The 18829-nt window shown below is 68.5% G+C and carries 15 protein-coding genes; 6 read left to right on the plus strand and 9 right to left on the minus strand.

Features of this window, described 5'->3' with window-relative positions; all coding sequences use genetic code 11:
- Window positions 1-64 precede the first annotated feature (64 nt).
- Entirely contained in the window at window positions 65-895 is an 831-nt protein-coding gene (locus K8612_RS21345; protein ID WP_223763642.1) for a HEAT repeat domain-containing protein, read from the plus strand.
- Between the two features lie 20 nt (window positions 896-915).
- On the opposite strand, the gene K8612_RS21350 is transcribed toward K8612_RS21345, so the two are convergent.
- A complete protein-coding gene (locus K8612_RS21350; protein ID WP_223763643.1) occupies window positions 916-1533 on the minus strand; it encodes a glutathione S-transferase family protein in 618 nt (205 codons plus the stop codon).
- Between the two features lie 183 nt (window positions 1534-1716).
- Between K8612_RS21350 and K8612_RS21355 the strand changes: the two genes are divergently transcribed.
- Complete coding sequence (locus K8612_RS21355) at window positions 1717-2991, plus strand: hypothetical protein (protein ID WP_223763644.1); 1275 nt, start codon at window positions 1717-1719, stop codon at window positions 2989-2991.
- Window positions 2992-3127: 136 nt separating this feature from the next.
- Window positions 3128-4492, plus strand: a complete 1365-nt coding sequence (locus K8612_RS39315) for a M57 family metalloprotease (RefSeq protein ID WP_306799696.1) — start codon at window positions 3128-3130, stop codon at window positions 4490-4492.
- A 135-nt stretch (window positions 4493-4627) separates the two neighbouring features.
- Here the strand turns inward: K8612_RS39315 and K8612_RS21370 are convergent, their stop codons facing one another.
- The 6 genes from K8612_RS21370 to K8612_RS21395 form a co-directional block, all read right to left on the minus strand.
- A complete protein-coding gene (locus tag K8612_RS21370) occupies window positions 4628-6253 on the minus strand; it encodes a C1 family peptidase (RefSeq protein WP_223763645.1) in 1626 nt (541 codons plus the stop codon).
- A 324-nt stretch (window positions 6254-6577) separates the two neighbouring features.
- Complete coding sequence (locus K8612_RS21375; protein ID WP_223763646.1) at window positions 6578-8116, minus strand: PDZ domain-containing protein; 1539 nt, start codon at window positions 8114-8116, stop codon at window positions 6578-6580.
- A 120-nt stretch (window positions 8117-8236) separates the two neighbouring features.
- On the minus strand, window positions 8237-9061 hold the full coding sequence (locus tag K8612_RS21380) for a diiron oxygenase (RefSeq protein WP_223743546.1): 825 nt from the start codon (window positions 9059-9061) through the stop codon (window positions 8237-8239).
- A 14-nt stretch (window positions 9062-9075) separates the two neighbouring features.
- Window positions 9076-9360 carry a hypothetical protein gene (locus K8612_RS21385; RefSeq protein WP_223763647.1) on the minus strand — a complete coding sequence of 95 codons (285 nt, stop codon included), beginning with the start codon at window positions 9358-9360 and terminating at the stop codon, window positions 9076-9078.
- 129 nt (window positions 9361-9489) lie between these two features.
- A complete protein-coding gene (locus tag K8612_RS21390) occupies window positions 9490-10953 on the minus strand; it encodes a collagen-like protein (RefSeq protein WP_223763648.1) in 1464 nt (487 codons plus the stop codon).
- Window positions 10954-11114: 161 nt separating this feature from the next.
- A complete protein-coding gene (locus K8612_RS21395) occupies window positions 11115-11312 on the minus strand; it encodes a hypothetical protein (RefSeq protein WP_223743549.1) in 198 nt (65 codons plus the stop codon).
- A gap of 192 nt (window positions 11313-11504) precedes the next feature.
- On the opposite strand from K8612_RS21395, the gene K8612_RS21400 reads away from it, so the two are divergent.
- The 3 genes from K8612_RS21400 to K8612_RS21410 all read left to right on the plus strand — a co-directional run bounded on the left by K8612_RS21400 (window position 11505) and on the right by K8612_RS21410 (window position 13297).
- The gene (locus K8612_RS21400; protein WP_223763649.1) at window positions 11505-12428 is read left to right on the plus strand and encodes a hypothetical protein; all 924 of its coding nucleotides are present in this window, start codon (window positions 11505-11507) and stop codon (window positions 12426-12428) included.
- 114 nt (window positions 12429-12542) lie between these two features.
- A complete protein-coding gene (locus K8612_RS21405) occupies window positions 12543-12800 on the plus strand; it encodes a hypothetical protein (protein ID WP_223743551.1) in 258 nt (85 codons plus the stop codon).
- A 158-nt stretch (window positions 12801-12958) separates the two neighbouring features.
- A complete protein-coding gene (locus K8612_RS21410) occupies window positions 12959-13297 on the plus strand; it encodes a hypothetical protein (RefSeq protein ID WP_223763650.1) in 339 nt (112 codons plus the stop codon).
- A gap of 227 nt (window positions 13298-13524) precedes the next feature.
- Here K8612_RS21410 and K8612_RS21420 read toward each other — a convergent pair whose 3' ends face one another.
- Both K8612_RS21420 and K8612_RS21425 read right to left on the minus strand, forming a co-directional pair.
- The gene (locus K8612_RS21420; RefSeq protein ID WP_306799697.1) at window positions 13525-16800 is read right to left on the minus strand and encodes a kelch repeat-containing protein; all 3276 of its coding nucleotides are present in this window, start codon (window positions 16798-16800) and stop codon (window positions 13525-13527) included.
- Window positions 16801-17040: 240 nt separating this feature from the next.
- Window positions 17041-18798 (minus strand): serine/threonine-protein kinase, encoded by a 1758-nt coding sequence (locus tag K8612_RS21425; RefSeq protein WP_223763651.1) that lies wholly within the window; start codon window positions 18796-18798, stop codon window positions 17041-17043.
- Window positions 18799-18829 lie beyond the last annotated feature (31 nt).

Raw genomic sequence — 18829 nt, forward strand, 5'->3', positions numbered from 1 at the left:
AACCCAGGCAGGGCAGGGGCAGGTGCCTGGGAGGGCACAGGCATCCGGCGCTAGGCTGCCCGGCATGGATTCCCCGTCCGAAGCCGGCCTCTCCACCGAAGAACTGTTCGCCCGCACGCTCCAGGGCGGCGAGGAGGACGAGGGCGCGTGGCGGGCCATCTGGCAGCTCCACCACCGGGGTGGGGAAGAGGTCTTCCAGCGCGCCGCAGCCTGGCTCCAGTCCTCGTCCCCGAAGGAGCGGGGACGCGGCGCGAACGTCCTGGCGCAGCTCGACTTCCGGCACCGCTCGCCGGAGCTCGTGGCCCGCTTCACGGACGTGCTCCTGCCGGCGCTCGCGAAGGAGCAGGACGCCGCCGTGCTGGAGGCGATGGCCGCCGCCCTGGGCCACCTGGGTGACCCCCGCTCGGTGCCCGCGCTCCTGCCCTTGAAGGAGCACCCGGATGCCCACGTCCGCTTCGGCGTCGTCATGGGGCTGGCGAGCCACCGGGACGCCCAGGCGCTCCAGGCGTTGATCCACCTCTCCCGCGACGCGGACGAGGTCGTGCGCGAGTGGGCCACGTTCACGCTCGGCTCCCAGGCGAGGGAGGTGGACACGCCGGAGCTGCGCGAGGCGCTGGTGGACCGGCTCTCCGAGACCCACGTCAAGATTCGGGGGGAGGCCCTCCTGGGCCTGGCCCTGCGCAAGGACGCGCGCGTCGTCGAACCGCTGCGGCGCGTGCTGGAGGGGCCCGGGGTCACCACGCTGGACGTGGAGGCGGCCCAGGCGCTGGAGGACGTCTCATTGCTCCCGCTGCTGCAGGGGCACCGCGAGGCCCTCGACGAGGAGGACGCGGACCACGAGTTCCGCGCGGTCCTCTTCGAGGCCATCCACGTCCTGGAGTCCCTCTCCCGGTGACGGCGTCGCCGCGGCGATGACTACGGCACGCCGGGGACGTCGGTGATGCGCAGGTGGCGGGGCTGGGCCCGCACCCGCTCGAACCATTCGCGGATGGCGGGGTAGCGGCCCAGGTCGAACCGGCCCTCCTCCGCCACGTGCGTGTACGCGTACAGCGCGATGTCCGCGAGGCTGTACCGCTCGCCCGCGAAGAAGGGCCGCTTGCGCAGCTCGCCCTCCATGACGTCGAGCGCGGCGTAGCCCTTCTGGATGCGCTCCTCCAGCTCCTTCTCCTTGCCGGAGGGGACGCCGAAGAAGGTGAGCCACGCCCGCGCCACGGCGATGTAGGGCTCGTGACTGTACTGCTCGAAGAACATCCACTGGAGCATCCGCGCCCGCTCCAGCCGGTCGGTGGGGATGAAGGGCGTGCCTTCGCCGAAGTACCAGAGGATGGCGTTGGACTCGGCGAGGAAGACCCCGGGCTCCAGCTCCACGGTGGGGGTCCGGGCGATGGGGTTCATCGCCTTGAACTCCGGCGTGCGCGTCTCTCCCGCGGAGAGGTCCACCTCCCGCGTCTCGAACGGAATCGCGAGCTGATGCAGCAGGAGGCGGACCTTGTAGCAATTCCCGGAGGGGTGGAACTGGTGGAGCTTGATCATGGGCGGTGAGTCTATGCCCCTGCGCGTCCGCGCGCTGGCTGCGTTGAGAGGCCACTCCACACTGCATTGCCCCGCGGAGAAGGCCGACTGTGCGGGCGAGCCGCCGTTCCCTCCTGATGGGCGATGTGGCTCCGCTCGCGCGAGCACGACATTGCCCGCGTTCCGGAATCAGGGGGGGCACCCATGGAAAGACGCAATGCCTTCACGACGCTCCGTGGAGTGCTCTTGTTGGGAGCGGTGCTGACCGCCTGCGGCCCCGTGCCTGAGTCCGGGGCTCCAGTCGAGGACGCCACGGACGAGGACGTGGCAGCGATGTCCAAGGTTCCCGTGCCCTCCGTGGACCCGATGCCCCTGGCGACGTCGGAGCCGGCCGTGGCCTACGGCTGGGGCCGGTTCCTCGTGGTGTGGCAAGACGTGCGGGAGGGCGGCGTCTACGGCACGCTCGTGAGGAAGAATGGCACGCTCGTCACCCCGGCGGGTTTCCGCATCAACATCGGCACCGGACCTGGAGGCACCCCTTCCATCGCCTATGACGGCGAGCAATTCATTGTCGTCTGGAAGACGCAGGATGCCATTGACGGCGTGCGCGTGAGGACGGATGGCACGGTGGTGGGGCCTGTCTTCAACGTCATCACGTCCTATCGGGTCGCTGCTCCCGTTGGCATCGCGTGCTCCTCGAAGCTCTGCCTCGTCACCTTCACGGTGAACAGCGATACGGGCTCGGAGATCAACGCCCGGCGGGTGACGACGGACGGCGTGGTGCTCCCCGAAATCGTCCACGGGATCGCCCCCGGCGCCCGGCTCATGGACGAGTCGACGGTGGCCTGGAATGGGACGGACTTCTTCATCGCCTGGACCGACTCGCGCGGCGGCGAGGAGACGCCCGACATCTACGGTGCCCGGGTGAAGCCGGATGGCACGGTGGTGGATCCCGGCGGCCTGCCCATCGCCGTGGCGCCAGGCGCGCAGCGCTCTCCGGACGTCGTCTGGACGGGGCGGCGCTTCCTCGTCGTCTGGTCCGACGGCCGCGGCGCGGACCGGGACATCTACGGAGCGCGCGTCCGGGCCAACGGGCGCGTGGATGATCCGCGGGGCATCCCCATCGCCACCGGAACAGGGGACCAGCTCTTCCCGGCCGTGGCCCACCACAACTCGAAGTCCCTCGTCGTCTGGCAGAGCGACTTCGACGGCGTGAGCCGCGTCCGGGGAGTGCGCGTCCACGAGGACGGCACCGTGATGGCTCCGGGCGTGTTCGCCATCTCCAGCAGCGACTACGACCGCGAGGCCCTGCCGGACGTGGCCTACGGCGGCGGGCTGTTCCTGACGGCCTACTCGGGCTCGTCGGAGGCGCCCTCGGAGCCCACGTACATTCTCGGCGCGCGGGTGGATCACCAGGCCCGTGTGCTGGACGTGAACACGCTCACCCGCACGCCCACGCCTCCTCCGGAGGCCCCGTGAGCGGCCTGCTCCACTTCAGTCATGGAATGTTTGCTGTTTAACTATTCCTCGTTTTCCAGTGATTGAGGTGGGTTTGACGCATGCGTGGATGGGGACGCGCGGTCGCGCGTTGTCCTTTCCTCGAACAGAGGTCCGCATGCGTAGACTTTCCATGGCGTTGCTGGTCGGTGCCTCCCTCGCCGGTTGCGGAGGCGACCCGGAGGTGGAGAACCAGGAGATCATCTCCAACCTGACCAAGGCCGGCTTTCCGGCCAATGACATCCAGGTCTTCGACGGAGCCGTGTACGTGGGCCGCGACGCTCACGTGACGCTCGAGGCGTCCCGCGAGATGCTCCAGTCCCTGGACGGGAGCGCCGAGCAGTACCGCACGACGAACCAGGTGGGCACGGGCGTGACGAAGATCTGCGTCAACCCCACCGCCGCGTTCAACAGCTATTCCAACCTGAGCCAGGGCCTGGACCTGGCCATCGCCAACTACAACGAGCAGGGGCTGCGGCTCACCTTCGCTCGCGGCCCGACCACCGGCTGTACGGCGAACATCTCCGCGGAGACCACGTCCGGGACCGGCGGACAGGCGGGCTTCCCGTCGAACGGGATGCCTTATGGGGTCTTCTATATCGGCACGGGTCTGGACAGCTACAGCGCGGACGTGAACGAGCACGTCATCACCCACGAGCTGGGCCACGCCATCGGCTTCCGTCACTCGGACTACTACAACCGCAGCATCAGTTGCGGCGCCGGTGGTGACGAGGGCGATGCGGGCGTGGGGGCCATCCACATCCCCGGGACGCCCACCACGGCCACCGTGGGTGGCTCCATCATGAACTCGTGCTTCCGGTCGACCGAGACGGGCGAGTGGACCAGCTCCGACGTCACCGCGCTGGCGGCCCTCTATTCCACGGTCGGCGGGGTCGCGAGCTGCTCGGACTACAACGTCGTCTCCTACCGAGGGCAGAACGGGACGCAGATCCGCTGCGGCTGCGGCGCGGTGGGCGGGGGCTCCGTGTGGGGGACGGACCTCTACACCGACGACTCGAACGTCTGCGTGGCCGCGGTGCATGCCGGCGCCATCTCCACGGCGGGAGGGACGGTGGTGATCACCATCCAGCCGGGGCAGTCCAGCTACGCGGGCACCACGCGCAACGGCGTCACCACGTACTCCTACGGCGCCTGGGGCGGGAGCTTCTCGGTCAGCGGCCTGACGCCCCCGCTGAGCGCCTGCTCCAGCTACAACTTCGTGTCCTACCGCGGCCAGAACGGGACGAGCGTCCGGTGCGGTTGCGGTCCGGTGAGCGGCGGCACGGTGTGGGGGACGGACCTCTACACCGATGACTCGAACGCCTGCGCGGCCGCGGTGCACGCGGGAGTGATTCCGGCGTCGGGTGGGAACGTGTCCGTCACCATCCAGCCGGGGCAGTCCAGCTACACGGGCACCACGCGCAACGGCATCACCACGTACTCCTACGGCGCCTGGGGAGGGAGCTTCTCCCTCAGCCCGTAGTCGTCGCGTTCGCCCCCGGGGCGTTTCCCCGGGGGCTGTTGTGCGCCTCGCACCCCGCGAACTGCGCCTCGAGGGACGTGGCGGCCTCACGGAGCCCTGGAGGATTCTCCCGGGTGAGCGGCGCAAGCCCCTCTGTCAGGCGCGGGGGCCATGAGGCCGCTTCGGGGGCTCCACCGCCTGTGTCTTCGTGGGAAGCACGTCCTCCTGCGGCGGCTCGGTGACGCCTCTGCTTCCGCGCTGGCGCTCCTCGGCGAGCGCCATCTGCATCTGCTGGAGTGCCGTGAGCCGTGGCTTCGGGGTGCTTCGGGCCTCCTCCCGGAGGGCCCGCTCCAGCTCGATGACCATGCCGAGCTGGTCATAGACATCCGTCTGGCTTTGGAGGAACGAGTCCGCTCCAAAGACTCCTTTGAAGCAGGGAATGACGTGCCCCTGCTCTCCGAGCGCCGTTGTCACTTCGCCCAGCAACAGGCGCGCGGCTTCCTCCGTCCGAACGAGGGACTCGGCCTCCGATTCCAGTCCGGCCAGGGTGGTCCCAAGGCGGCTCTTCTTCACGATGTCCTCCACGCCGTGCAGCGCCTGGGTGAAGGCCTCCGCCCCCTTGCTGATCTCCACGAGCAGGAGGCTCATGTAGAGCGCGCCAATCACAGGCGCTCCCTTCCAGACCTGGATGCCGCGTTCCCCGAAGCGGATTTCCCTGCCCGCTCCGTCCTGGTGGAAGACGCCCTTCAGCGGCTCCGCGGCCGAGGAGATGAGCGCTGGAGGCCGGGACGAAAGGTCCCAGGCAAGCCCGACCAGGTAGAGCTCGTCTGATGCCTGCCTCAGCCGCGTGAAGTCGAAGGACGGGGTAATGCTCGCGCGGCGCAGCCGCACCGAGACATCACCGCGAGTCGAGCGAAGCCCCATCCGCACCCCGTCATGCGCCGCCTCCACGCCCAATGGCGTGATACGGAGGGGGACCTCGGCGAGTGGGTCACTCCCGCGAACCACCTGGATGAGCGGCGGCGTCCATTTCGTCCGGCTCCGGCGCACCCTCTGCTTGCCCGGCGTCTCCTCTTCGAAGTCCTCCGGTGCGGCTTCCTCCGGAGGGATGATGGCGGCATCCAGCAGGGCCCAGCAGTCCGTCGCCAGGGGGCGATCCCGGTCGAAGTAGGTCCACGGAAGGAAGCCGTAGCCGCCCATTCCCCACTTGTCTCCCCAACTGTTCTTGAAGAGCAGGTGGGAGTCGCTGTAGCCCACGGCGAGGACGGCGTGTCCTCCCTTTTGGTCCTCCTGGGGTGACGGGTAGGGGATGATCCCGCTCGCATCCACGTCTGGTGTGAACATCGAGCTGAAGCAGGTGAAACCGAAGGCGAACGGCAGCCCGGCATCCAGCGCGCTCTTCAACTGGCCGATCCTCTCCTCCAGCCGGAAGTATTGGATGGCCCGGAAGTTCTGGGCGAAGGCGTACTGGAAGGCCTGGGGCTCGCGGTCGAAGTCGCTCTCGTTGTAGGGCCAGTATTCCTCCGGTGGCACGCCAAAGAGGCGCAGCGCGCGAATCGTGCTGCGGATGAAGGCCCCTGTGTCGCCCCGGCCATCCCACCCCAGGAGCCGCCGGGTCGCCCGGTAGAGGAAGAAGCGCGAAGCCTCCACGTTCTCGCCCGTCATCCGGCGCTGGAAGTACTCATAGAGGCCCACCACCGCGTTCGCCGTGCAGGAGCCAATGTTTCCCTGGTTCTCCACCGCCGAGCACCACGGGCGCAGGTCCACCCGCAACGGGCCCACCGACGGAGCGCCTATCGCCCCCCTCACGGCGCCTCTGGGTGTCAGCCGGGGCATGACCGCGGACAGTGAGCGCCTTACCTCTGGTGCCCGCACAGTCAGGTCGCGAGGATCGAGCGGATCCGGCAGCCAGCCCAATCTTGGAATGTTGTAACTCATGATGTCCCTCCACGGGTTCCAGTTCGAACCTGGGGGGACCGCGCGCCAAGACAAGCTCCGAGTCGTCAAGGCCATGCCTCGCCGGGCATGTGGAGGGCGACGCTGCTTTCATTTCATGTGGGTGCCGCCGTGTCGGCGGCTGGACGCGTGCGCGGCAACATCCGCCGTTCAGATTGGCATGAGCTCCGCAGCCAGGTCCCCGTGCTTGATCTCGGCCTCACGGCGCACGAATCCTGCGCGGGGGTCGAGGCGAAGATAAACGATGTTCACCTCGTGCCCGAAGGACGTGTCCGCCAGCGCCTGGGTCATCTCCACCATGTCTGGAGTGGCCTTATCGGCGTACTCAATAACGATGTCGCCAACCGCAAGTCCCGCTTGGGCAAGTGGCCCGCCCTCCTTGATCGCATGGACGTATACGCCGCCCTTGACGCCCAGGCTCTTCATGGCCACGGTGAATTTTTGAGCGATGTGGGCGTAGTGCTCTGCGCCGGGATCCTGGGCCTTGAACATTTCACCGTAGCGGGCAAACGCGGCCACAGCCTCGCCGATCCGGTCGAACTGACGCAGGGTGATGGCCTTGGCAATCACCATGTTCCATGGATCCCCTGGTTTGATGATCAATTGCTTGTCGATTTCGGCGTAGGCGCCAAGCGCACCCGAGAGGATATCCTTGTCCCGGGCCGTCAGTGCCGCTTTGCGCTCCACGCGAGTCTCCTCCTGCGTCAGCAGTTTGGCGACCGACGCAGCAGCTTCGCTTTGGCTGATGAGGTGGTGCGGCTCCAGCCGTGAGAGCGCGGCCAGATCGGATGCGATTGCGGATGGGTCTTGCTCCAGCGTGTTGAGCGCCATGAGGCCGTAGAGGTAGGCAATGCGGGATTGGTTGTTCAGACCCTGTACCGCCAGGGACAACTGTTCGGCCTGAAGCTCCTTGGTCTTCTGTCGCAGGGCCTCGGAGGACACCGATGGCGTGACAGAGGGGGCGCGCAGGGCGTCGATCACCACCTCCGAGGCGTACCGGACCTGATCGAGTGCATCATTGAATCGCCTCACTGGAGCAGGGTCGGCCTCGGTCTCCTGCATCAGCCGCACCATGGCTTCTCCCTGCTCCGTGCGTAGCGGTTCACTGTTGAATGCCTGTTGGAGGGAGGCGGTCTTCTGCTCGGCGATCAACTTGTCGTAGCCCTCGCTCATGTTGTGTTGCAGTCCAGGCGCGAGCTTGCGCCGGATGTCGTCGAGCTGCGTCCCCACCGTATCGGGCTCCATGATGGAGTCCAGCAAGGTCAGGCGCGCATCCATGTGACGGAGATTGACCAGGATTTCCTCCGCCACGATGCGCCTGGCCTGGGCGCGTTTGCGTGCCTGCTCCGCCGGGCTGTCGCCAGGGCGGATTTCCAGCTTGTCGATGGCTTGGTTGATGTTGACGTCCCCCTTCGCCCCGACCACGACTGGCCCCACATTGTTATTGATGGGGACGATGGGGCTGTCTCTGTCCTCTCCGGTGGGCTTCTTCGGGCCGGTTCTTCCCGTCCAGTAATCCGCGACCCCGAGCATGACGGCGAGCGCCAACAGGCCTGCGCCGATCCGCATCAGGAGATTCGGAGGGATGGCGAACAACCTGACGCCCAGAAAGCCCGCGAGCAATTGAGCGAGCCCGATGAGGAGGGAAAGCGCGGAGAGGATCTTGAGTACGAGGGAGAGGGTTTCCATGGCGCCTTTCAAGGCTCCCGAAGGCATGCGGGTCCTCGTAGATGACCATGCAATCTAGGTAGCCCGCCGCCCCCCATGCAGCAGGCATGCAGGCGCGCCTGAGCGTCACCCCGCTGCGCTTCAGGGGACGTGGATGCCGTGCCGCGAAAGCGGCGCGCGCACCTGCGTCTCCGCCGTCTCCTGGCTCACCGTGACGTAGTCCCGGGACTCCATCCAGCCCAGCTCCGTCACGTGCTCCAGCAGGAAGCCCTCGCTGGTGACGCCGTCCTTCGTGGTGCTGCGAAGCTTCTCCCAGAGCGGGGCCTGCGCATCCAGGGCCTCGCGCGCCACGCGCCCCAGCCGGTCCTTCTCCGCGGCGTCCAGGTCCGGGGCGAGCCAGTCCAGGTACAGGAAGCCCAGCCGTCCGTGCAGGGCCTCCTCCTGGACCAGCGTCGTGAGCACCGCGCGCGTCAGCGGGTGGGACGTCGCGCGGAGGCAGCCGGACAGCAGCGCGAAGGAGAGCGTCTCTCCCACGCAGCACACCCGCACGATGAGCTCGCTGGCGCGCTGGAGGTAGGTGAGCGAAGGGTCGAACGCCACGGCGAACGCCCCGGGGGAATAGGACAGCCGGGTGCCGCCCCCCAGCCGCATCGCCATCCTCGCGCAGAGCTCCACGTGGTGGATCTCCTCCGAGGGGAAGCGCGCCGCCAGGCTCCACAGGTCCAGGGGCACGCGCGCCTCGCCCATCACCTGGACCAGTTGTCCCATCACCGTCGCGCTGCCGAACTCGTTGAGTGCCCGCAGCGTCCACGAGTACCGCGCCCGCTCCAGCAGCGCCGCCGGGTAGCGCGATGGCTCCAGCGCGTCCCACGGATAGCGCTCCGCCACATGGCCCGACGCCCGCTCGTGCAGCGTCAGCGCGGGGCCGTCCGTCAGGTCCAGCTCAAAGAGTGCCTCGGTGGCCATACCGCACGCCTCCTTCAGGGTTCCTGGAGAAGGCCCGCGTCCGTCCCCGCGTCGGCGCCCGCGTCCCGGATGGAATCGTTCGTGCCATTGGACGGGTCGCAGTCATCGTCGGCAAGGCCACCGTCGTAGACGCACGGCGCGGGATTGGTCGTCATGAGCGACCCGCACGCGACCATCGTGAAGGCCGCGCTCGCGGCGGTGGCGGCCAGCAGCACCCGTCCCCGGCGGCGCTGCGGCGGGGCGGACTCCAGCGGCAGGGAAGGGGACGACACCTCGGGCTTCGGGGGGAAATCGCTCATGGCTTCCTCGCGGTTCGCCGGCCCGACAGCTCGCCCTGGCACCCTATCCCAGACGCGCTGGACTGTCATGCCCCCGCGCCCACGGGAGGCGGAGGTCCCATCCATGGCTCGCACACCCGGCGGGCCTCTTCAGTAGAAGAGCAGCTCCGGCTGTGGCGCGATGGTGGTGATGACGTCTCCCGCGGTGCCTGCCTTGGCGGCATCACCGGCCGCCGCCGACTTCGTGCCCTCGCCGCCGTCACCCGCGCAGGCGCCACCGCCTCCTCCGGCCTGCGCCAGCGAGGTCGCCGTGCCCGCCACGATGGAATTGCCCGCGGCGCCGCCACTCACCTGAAGGTTGGCGGGGTTCGCGATGGACGTCGGGTTCGCGGTGAGGAGCTGGATGATGCCGCCACCGCCGCCACCCCCGCCGCCGTACATCTGCCCCGTCGCAGGAGTCGAGCCATTCCACCCCGGGGCCCCGTTGCCTCCGTTGGCCTGGATCTGCCCGTTGCCCTCCAAGGTGATGGTGCCGCGGGAGATGAGGCTGACGACGCCACCACCCCCTCCACCGCCGCCCGCCGCGGGGGTGGGCGAGCCGTTGGGCCGGTTGACGGTGGGGATGCTGTTGTTGATGCCCTGGCGGCCGTTCACGTCGATGGTGCCGCGGATGATGATGTTGCCCTTGGCGGCGAGGATGAGCCGCCCGCCGCCGTCACCGCCGATGACGTCGGAGTTCAACGTGTTGCGGTACCCGCTGCCGCCGCCAATCACGTCGGCGCGGGAGACCAGCGCCGTGCGCCCCAGGTCCAATCCCTTTCCTCCCACGGAGTTGAAGGAGGCGGACATCGCGATGCCCTTCTGCGACGGGTTCAGGGTCTGGATGCTGAAGTCGGGGTTGACGTAGATGAGCGCGCTCGGGTTGATGACGATGTCGCCGCTGGCGCGGAGCATCGTCCCGCTCGAAACGATGAGCGTTCCGTTGATGGTCAGGTTCCGGAACATCATGTTCGCGCCGGCCTGGGGCCAGTTCCCTGCCTGGAAGTAGCGCGGTGGACCGGAGGACTGGACGGTGAAGTCTCCCGCGGAGCCGTCGCCATAGAGCGCGAGCGCCCCCGACTCGCCCTGGGGCCCCTGCGCGCCGGTGTCGCCCTTGGGGCCCTGAGGCCCTTGCGGGCCCACGTCACCCGTGTCGCCCTGGATGCCCTGGGGGCCCGCAGCGCCCACCGCGCCGGTGTCGCCCTGGGGACCCTGCGAACCATTGCAGAGATACTTCGTGGTCTGGCCGTTCACCTCGTCGGCATCCAGCTTGCCGTTGGCGTTCGCGTCGAGGCCCGTCTCCATCCGGACACCGCCGGAGGCGCAGTGGGTGCCCGGCGCCTCCGGCGTGGTGAGCAGCAGGGCCGTCAGCCCCTGGGGACCGGGGGGACCTCCCGCTGGGCCCGCGGGCCCCTGCGGACCTTGAGGCCCCTGCGGGCCCTGGGGACCCGCCGGGCCCTGGAGGCCCTCGGAGCCCGTCGAGCCCTTGCAGGCGGCCACGCCGAGGAGCCCCGCCGAGAGCGTGGCTCGCAGCACCTGTGGACGAAGAATCACCGTGAAAACATGAACGCGCATGACCACCCCCTGAGGACGACGCGTGTGTTCCGGGCGCGGATGAGAACTCCGCGCACCGGAGGAAGACGGTCGCGCATTCTCGCCCCATTCCTCCGCCGCGCGCCAGCGCGCCCGGGGGCATCCCGCGCCCGATACGGCTCCGGTGCTTGCTCAATCAATGACTAGCAGAGGCCCGCCCAGCGGACGTAGCCGTAGCCACCGGCGCAGGTATACGGCGGGGAGCAATAGAGCTGGCCGCGGACCCAGTTCTCGCCGTTCGATGAAAACACCGAGCTGTCGGTGTTGAAATGGTTGCCGTACTTCAGCACGAACACGAGCGAGGAGGACGTGCTGGGCTGGCTAGGGATGACGCCGCGCATCGTTTCCTCCGGCGGGCAGTTGCCAGAAGAGAGCGTGTTGTTTCAACGCGAGCCGCGCGGCGCGGGGCTTATAGCGGAGGCGATCAACCCGCATCAAATGCGGGGCAGGGATGACTCCCTCTGTACACGGGGCGTGCGGGGAGGCCGTCGTCCCCGACCATCCGGCTCCGGTCCGTAGTAGGAACGCTTCCGATGTCCGAACTCGACGACTCCTCGCTCCTGGAACTGCTGGACCTGGCCTTCGACGCGCTCTGTGCGTCCCGCGTCTCGGATTGGGTGGACCCCGACCGGGTGCTCGCGGCGGTCGACCTCGCCCTGACGCCCGAGCGGGTGACGGGCTGGCACGCGCGGCTGGTGGTCCCCGTGCGCACGCGGCTGCTCGCGCGAGCGGCGAAGAGCCGCATCAAGCTGGGCGCGTGGCTCCCCGCCGAGGCCACCGCGTCGCTGACGGAGCTCCTGGGCCAGCCGGTGCGCCTGCCTCGCAAGGCCATCGACGAGCTGGTGGCGTCCGAGCAGGTGCGGGAGACCGTGCGAACCACGCTCCAGGAGACCCTGTCGTCCCTGGTGAGCAAGGTCATCGCGGGGGCTCCGGGGGTGGGCGGCGGCGGGCTGCGGGATGCGCTGAGCTGGGGCGCGCGGGCGGCGGCCTCGGCGGGCAAGGGACTCCTGGGAGGCCTGGGCGGAGGCTTGCAGGACCGCGTGCGCGAGGTCATCGACGGCTCCATGGCCCTGGTGCAGCGGCGGATCGCCGAGCGGCTCGCCAGCGAGGAGACCGCGCGGGCCCTGGGAGCACGGCGCCAGAAGCTCTTTCTGTCCACCCTGGAGAAGACGGAGGCCGAGGCCGCGCAGGCGCTGGGCCGGGTGCCCCACGAGCACCTCGACGGCCTGGTGCCCCAGGTGACCGCGCACAACCTCGCGCGCCCCGAGGTCCGCGAGGGGTTGAAGGCCGAGCTCCACGCCGTCCTGGAGGACCTGTCACGGCACACCGTGGGGGAGCTGCTGGATCAGGCCGGGCTGCGGGACGCGACACGTCAATGGCTGCACGCGCACGGCCTGCCCTTCGCGCGCACGCTGGCGCACTCCGCCGCCTTCAACGCCTGGCGGGCCCGCATGTAGCCCGCGGAGAAAACTACACCCGTGCTGCTTTGAGAGAGATTCAGGCCACGGCGTCGTCATTCCAAGCCAAGACAGAATGTGTTAGGATTTGAGCGTCACCCCGACGGAGGACGCATGCGAGCGAGCATTGTCTGTGGGCTGTTGGCGACGGCGCTGATGGTGGGCTGTGGTGGGGCCGTGGAGCAGGACGAGGAACCCCAGTTGGGCACGCAGAAGTCCCCGATTCCCGACTGCAGCGGTTCACACGACGCGATCAATTACTACAGTGACGCTGCCCACACGACCCTGATTGGGATCCGGGGCTGCTACTGCGGCTCGTGGTCCAGTTGGGGCAAGACGTCCGCCTTCTCCGAACCCAACTGGGACTGCTAGGTCGTCCGTCCAAGGGCATCACGCCGTCGACCCTCGGCCTTCACACCGCCACGCTCGGCGGTCGTGAAGGCCACACCCAAGTAGCGGCAAACTGACCGGGCAAGCTTGATAATCGAGCGTGAACCAAGCGCTCATGTGGTTGGACTTGGGAGGGGCAAATGACTGCGGAACGCGAGTATCCTAGCGGTGGTGAGAAGTTTGAAGTCGACACTGCGCCGAACACGAATCAAGAGCCGATCACCTTCCAGTCAAATGCAAACTGCGGGCGGACCCTGTCCGTCGAAGATCGGGGCAACAGCCAGTATGCTTGGTTCTATCTGGTGAATGGTTCTGATCAAACCGCTACGGTGACGATCCGTCGAAGCTGGGTTTATGAGGGACAGAACCGGAGCGATACGCAGCGGCATGTTCTATATGCTCGCGAGGAGCGCGAAGTCTTCAGCTTTGATCGCAGGCAGCAGCCGCGCCTGACTGTTTTGAGCTGCGCTCTGTCATAAGCACCTGGCGTCTTCGAGACGACCTCCGCGGCACGGGGCTCGAACATTGATGGTCAGGGTGTCGCCCTGACTCCGATGGCGAACTCCTCGCCGCGTTGGACAGGCGAAAGAACCCGTGGGAGGCGGACAGGAGCGTCTGCCCTGCACGCACCTGCCGCGCCCCTCCTGGGAAGGCATCTGGGCTGAGCCTGGCCCAGTTCCGTCGGCCGTCGTGCGGCTGTCTGGGTTCAGGGGGTATAGATCTCTCCCGGTACTTCGAATCTCCCCATGACAAGGACCCTGCCGTCGATCAGCCGTGTCGCCTGGTGCCCGCTGCGAGGTTCGGTCATGGGGCCGGTAGCACTCCAGGTGCCCGAGGTCGGGTCGAAGAGTTCCGCTGACGAGAGAAGGATAAAAGGAGGATCCGGCGGGAAGGGATAGACTTCTCCTCCTGCAACGAGGACCTTGCCATTGAGCAGCAGCGTGGCTGAGTGCCCGGTACGAGGACTCATGCCGCCAGTAACGCTCCAGGTACCCAAGGCCGGATCGTACAACTCCGCAGCCCCCGTGACTTGATCGGATACAAAGTCGTATCCCCCCGCGATGAGGACCTTTCCATTGGCCAGCAGCGTCGAGGTGCTGGTGGCATATCTGGCAATTCCAACGGGGGCGTCGGTCGCTTTCCAGGTATCCGAGGCCGGGTCGTACAGCAACCACGTTGGATTGCTCCGGAAGAGGACCTCTCCGTTGGCCAGCAGTGTCGCGGGCCCGGAGTGGGGTGGGGGTGGGGTGGGGCTCGCGCTCCAGGTATCCAACGCGGGATCGTAGAACCACATCGCCGAGCTTGATTCAGCGAGGACCTGGCCGCTGGGCAGCAGCGCCACCAGGCGCAGGACCTCGGGCGGTGCGTGGGCGGCGCTCCAGGTGCCCGAGGTCGGATCGTACAGCTCCGCTGTCAGGAGGGGAGCGCTAATGGTTCCTCCTCCCCAGACGAGGATCTTGCCATTGAGCAGTGGCGTCGCCGTGTGCCCACCGCGCGCCTCGGCCATCGAGCCGGTCGCGTGCCAGGTGTTCCAGGTCGGGTCGTACACTTCCGCCGTGGCGAGAGGAACTCCACTGGGCGAGACACCTCCCGAGACGAGGACCTGGCCATCGGGCAGCAGGCTCACCGTGTACCCGAGGCGAGGCTCGAGCATGGCGCTGATCGGGCTCCAGGTGCCCGAGGGCGGGCCGAACACCTCCGCCGTCGCGGTGAGGCCCCCCGCGACAAGAACCCGGCCGTCGGGCAGCAGCGTCGCCGTGTGCCCATCGTGCCCTTCGGTCATGGGCTCCGTCAGGCTCCAGGTGCCCGAGGCCGGATCGTACACCTCCGTCACCTCGCGGGAGGCTCCCACGACGAGGACCTGCCCGTTCAGCAGCAGGGTCGCCGTATGTGAGTAGGTAGGCAGGGGCAGGGAGCCCGTTTCACTCCAGGTGTCCGAGCTGGGGTCGTACAGCTCCGCCGTCGTGGGGAGCGAAGCGTTTCCCCCTGCGACAAGAACCCGGCCGTCGGGCAGCAGCGTCGCCGTGTGCTCGTAGCGAGCCGAGAGCATGGAACCCGCGGCGCTCCAGGTGTCCGAGGTCGGGTCGTACCATTCCGCTGTCGCGAGGGCTCCGCTGTCGAAGTCGTATCCCCCGGTCACGAGGACCTTGCCGTTGGGCATCAGCGTCGCTGTGTGACCGTAATAGCGAGGTGAAGTCATGGGACCGGTCGCGGCCCATGTGCCGGAGCTCGGGTCATAGACTTCCGCGAAGGCACCCACGCTGACGGTGTCGGATCGTCCGACGACAAGGACCTTGCCATCGGGCAGCAGCGTCGCCGTGTGCCCCATCCGAGGGGCGGTCATGGAGCCGGTGGCACTCCAGGTGCCCGAGGTCGGATCGTAGAGCTCCGCGGACACGAGGGGGATGCCTTCACCGCCGTCTCCCCCTGCGACGAGGACCTTGCCGTTGGGGAGCAGCGTCGCCGTGTGATTGAAGCGAGGCGCGGCCATGGAGCCGGTGGCACTCCAGGTGCCCGAGGTCGGGTTGAAGATCTCCGCTGTCTCAAGAGGGGCAAGGTTGCGAATGAGCGGAGGAATTTCGACCGCTCCCCCCGCGACGAGGACCCTACCGTTGGGCAGCAGCGTCGCCGTGGCCGCGAGGCGCGGTGAGCTCATGGAGCCCGTCAGGACCCAGCCCCCTGCGGTGGAGCAGTCCGGCAGCCCCGCCACCGGGAAGCTCCGAGTGACCCTCAGGCCGAAGGCATTGGTCACGGTGGCGGTGATGAGGGGAGTGGTGCTGGCCCTGACGCAGAGGGGGGCGGTCCAGGTGACGCGGCTGCGGGAGGCGTCACCGGTGGCTGTGCCCAGCACGCCCGCGGTGGCGGCCCAGGAGAACGACAGGGCGGAGCCCTCGGGATCGCTGGCGACCACCTCGTAGGTGAGCACCTGTCCCGCGGTGGCGGTGTCCGAGGAGCGGTAGGAGCGAACGATGACGGGAGCGAGGTGGGGGACCGGGGGGCGGTGGCCCACGCAGAGGGCGACGGTGCCCGTGTTCTGCCCGCCGCGCCCATCCGAGATCTGGACCGTCAGGCGACAGTTGTTGCAGGAGCCTTCGGGCAGCGCCGTAGGCGTGAACAGGGGGGAACTGGAGTGGGCGTTGATCCAGGAGCCAGCGCACGTCGCGCTCCAGAAGTAGGTGAGCCCGTCTCCATCCGGATCGGACGCGGAGACGGAGAGGGAGGTCTGCTGCCCGACGGCGAGCTGCGTGGGGACGGCGCTGAGCGAGTCGACTCGCGGGGAGCTGTTGAAGGAGATGCTCAGCGCCGCATCCCCCTCTGAGCCGTCCGTGGTCACGTTGACGAGCAGGAGGACGTTCGAGGCCAGTCCGCGTGAGTCCATCACGGTGAGGGAGAGCTGCTGCAAGCCCGGGGAGTAAGGCGCCGTCCAGTACGTCGAGGCCGAGGAGGGCGAGGAGAAGGAGCCTGCGGTGGCGCTCCAGGCGTAGAAGAGCCTGTCACCCGGGTTGGGGTCGTGAGCCCTGGCGCTCAAGCTGATTGAGCGCCCCAAGGGCACGGAGGTGGAAGAGACCACCAGCGAGTCGATGAGAGGCGCCTCGTTGTCGAAGGGAGGCGGAGGGTTGAGCTCCTGGAGGGTGATGAAGACCTGGGTCCAGCCCGGGGAGATGTAGACGCCGGAGGCGGAGCCAGAGAAGAGCAGGGTGCCCGAGGCGTCGAAGGCCTGGGCCAGGAAGGAGCGGTCCGGGCCTTCGGGAATGTTGCCGATGATGCCGCCCCAGACGCCCTCGGTCTGGGCCAGCTCTACGGTCACCGAGGGAATGTCCGGGCCACTCGAGGTGACGGTGACGCGGGAGATTCCAGCAGAGAGCGCCTGGGGCGCGGAGACGACGAACCGCGCCGAGCCGGTGTCAGAGGAAGTGGCGGAGCAGCCCGCCATCAGCGCCAGGCCGAGTGCCAGCACCAGCGAAAATGAAGCTCTGTTCATGAGGCAGCCCCCCGTGTTCCCAGTCCCTCTGGGCAGAGGGCACTCTCAAGGAGCCAAGCAGGCGCTGCCTATTGCCCCAGCAGTCCATGCGCCGTTACGTGCTGGACGCGCCGCGCCCACCTGAGCGGCTGATCCACCTGCTCTGCCGCACATGAAGAAAACGAGGACAGAGAAAAACCCAGCAACCCCTCAAGGCTGCTGGGCTTCTCGGGATGAGGCGACGGCAATCGAACCTGCGGCCTACTCGAACACGCCGATGCCGGGGTCGTTGCCACCGGACTTCGTGGGCTTCGTGGGCCGGGGCGGCGGCGCGGCGCGCAGCGGCTCCAGCCTCACGCTCACGCGCTGCTCCGCCGTATCCGCGAGCCGGCTGTAATCCAGGGTCTTCTCCTGGTCATGATGCCCGGCGAGCTTGAAGCGCAGCTCGGTGACCTTGGAGCGCGGCATGAGCAGCTTGGTGGGCGTGGTGCCGATCTGCGCGTCACCGTCGAAGATGGCCGCGCCGGAAGGCGAGGAGGTGAACTCCACCGTCACGTCCTCCGGCATGGCCGCCGGAGGAGGCGTCGCTGGCGGCTCCTGCACCCGCGTGGGCGGCGCCTCCACGGGCGCCTTCGGAGGCGCCATCGCCACGGGGGGCGACGTCGGGGCCGTCTCGCCACCGCCGCGCGCCATCACCACCGCCACGCCCGCGCCAATCAGCAACAGCGGCACGCCGATGATGGCCGCCTTCACACCCCCGGACATGCCCCTGGGCGGCGGCGGAAGCTCCGGCTCCGGCTCCACGGCGCGAGGGGCAGGGGGACGCGGCCGGCTCGCGGCCACGGGCGCCGGGCTGTTCGCGTTGGACGTCCCACGTGGTGCGGGGGCCTGCGCTCCCGCTGGCGTGGTCCCCCGGGGCGGAGCCAGGCCCACGCGGGACCCCGTCTTGCCCGTGGCCGGTGCACGGCCCGCGCGGCTGCCGGAACCCAGCCGGCTTCCCGAACCCGCGCGGCTCCCAGAGCCCGCACGGCTCCGGCTGCCCGTGCCCCGCTCGGCGCCGGGAGTGCCGCCCGTGGGGTGCGCGTCCAGCTCCTCCGGGGACAGGCCCTCCACCGCGTCCAGCAGCGCGTCGATGAACTCCTGCGCGTTCTGGTACCGGTCCTCCTTCTCCGGCGCGAGCGCCTTGGCGAAGAAGGCGTCCAGCTCCGGCGGCACCGGCGCGCCCTGGCGCTTGCTGTTCACCGGGGGCACGGGCTGCGTCAGCGACGCCGTCAGCGCCTTGCGCACCGTGTTCGCGCCGTACGGCGAGCTGCCCGTGAGGCAGAAGTAGAGCACGCCCGCCATCGAGTAGAGGTCGGAGCGCTGGTCCACGGACTCGCCGCCGGCCTGCTCGGGCGGCATGTACTGCGGGGTGCCCAGCACCTGGCCCGTGGAGGTGAGCTGCTCCTCCTCGTCCTGCTCCAGCGCCTTCACCAGGCCGAAGTCCAGCACCTTGACGAAGTCCTTCCCGTCGAGCGCCTGGACCATGATGTTGTGCGGCTTCAGGTCGCGGTGGACGCAACCCTCCTCGTGCGCGTGCGCCAGCCCCAGCGTGGCCTGCTCCAGCAGGTTCACCGCGCGGCGCAGCGTCATGGGCCCTTCGCGCTTCACCAGCTCCTTGAGGCTCTCTCCCTTGAGGAGCTCCATCACGTAGTAGCAGGTGCCGTCCGCCGCCCGGCCGAAGTCGAAGATGGTGATGACGTTCGGGTGCCTGAGCCGGCTGGCGATCTCCGCCTCTCGGCGGAAGCGCTCGAAGAACTGGGGCGCCGCGGCGAGCGACGGGTTGAGCGTCTTCACGGCCACCGGGCGCTGCACGGACGTCTGCGTGGCCCGGAACACCATGCCCATGCCGCCCTGACCCAGGACGCTTTCAATCTTGTAGCGGCCGTCCAGCACCTGGCCCAGGAGCTGGAGGCTCTGCGCCGCGCACAGGTGATCTTGACCTTCGGTACTTCCGCAGTGGGGGCAGGGGGCGGCCATGGGTGCCGGGAGTATAGGCAAGCCCTGCCTT

The sequence above is a fragment of the Corallococcus sp. AS-1-6 genome, from assembly GCF_020037015.1.
Lineage (GTDB): Bacteria > Myxococcota > Myxococcia > Myxococcales > Myxococcaceae > Corallococcus.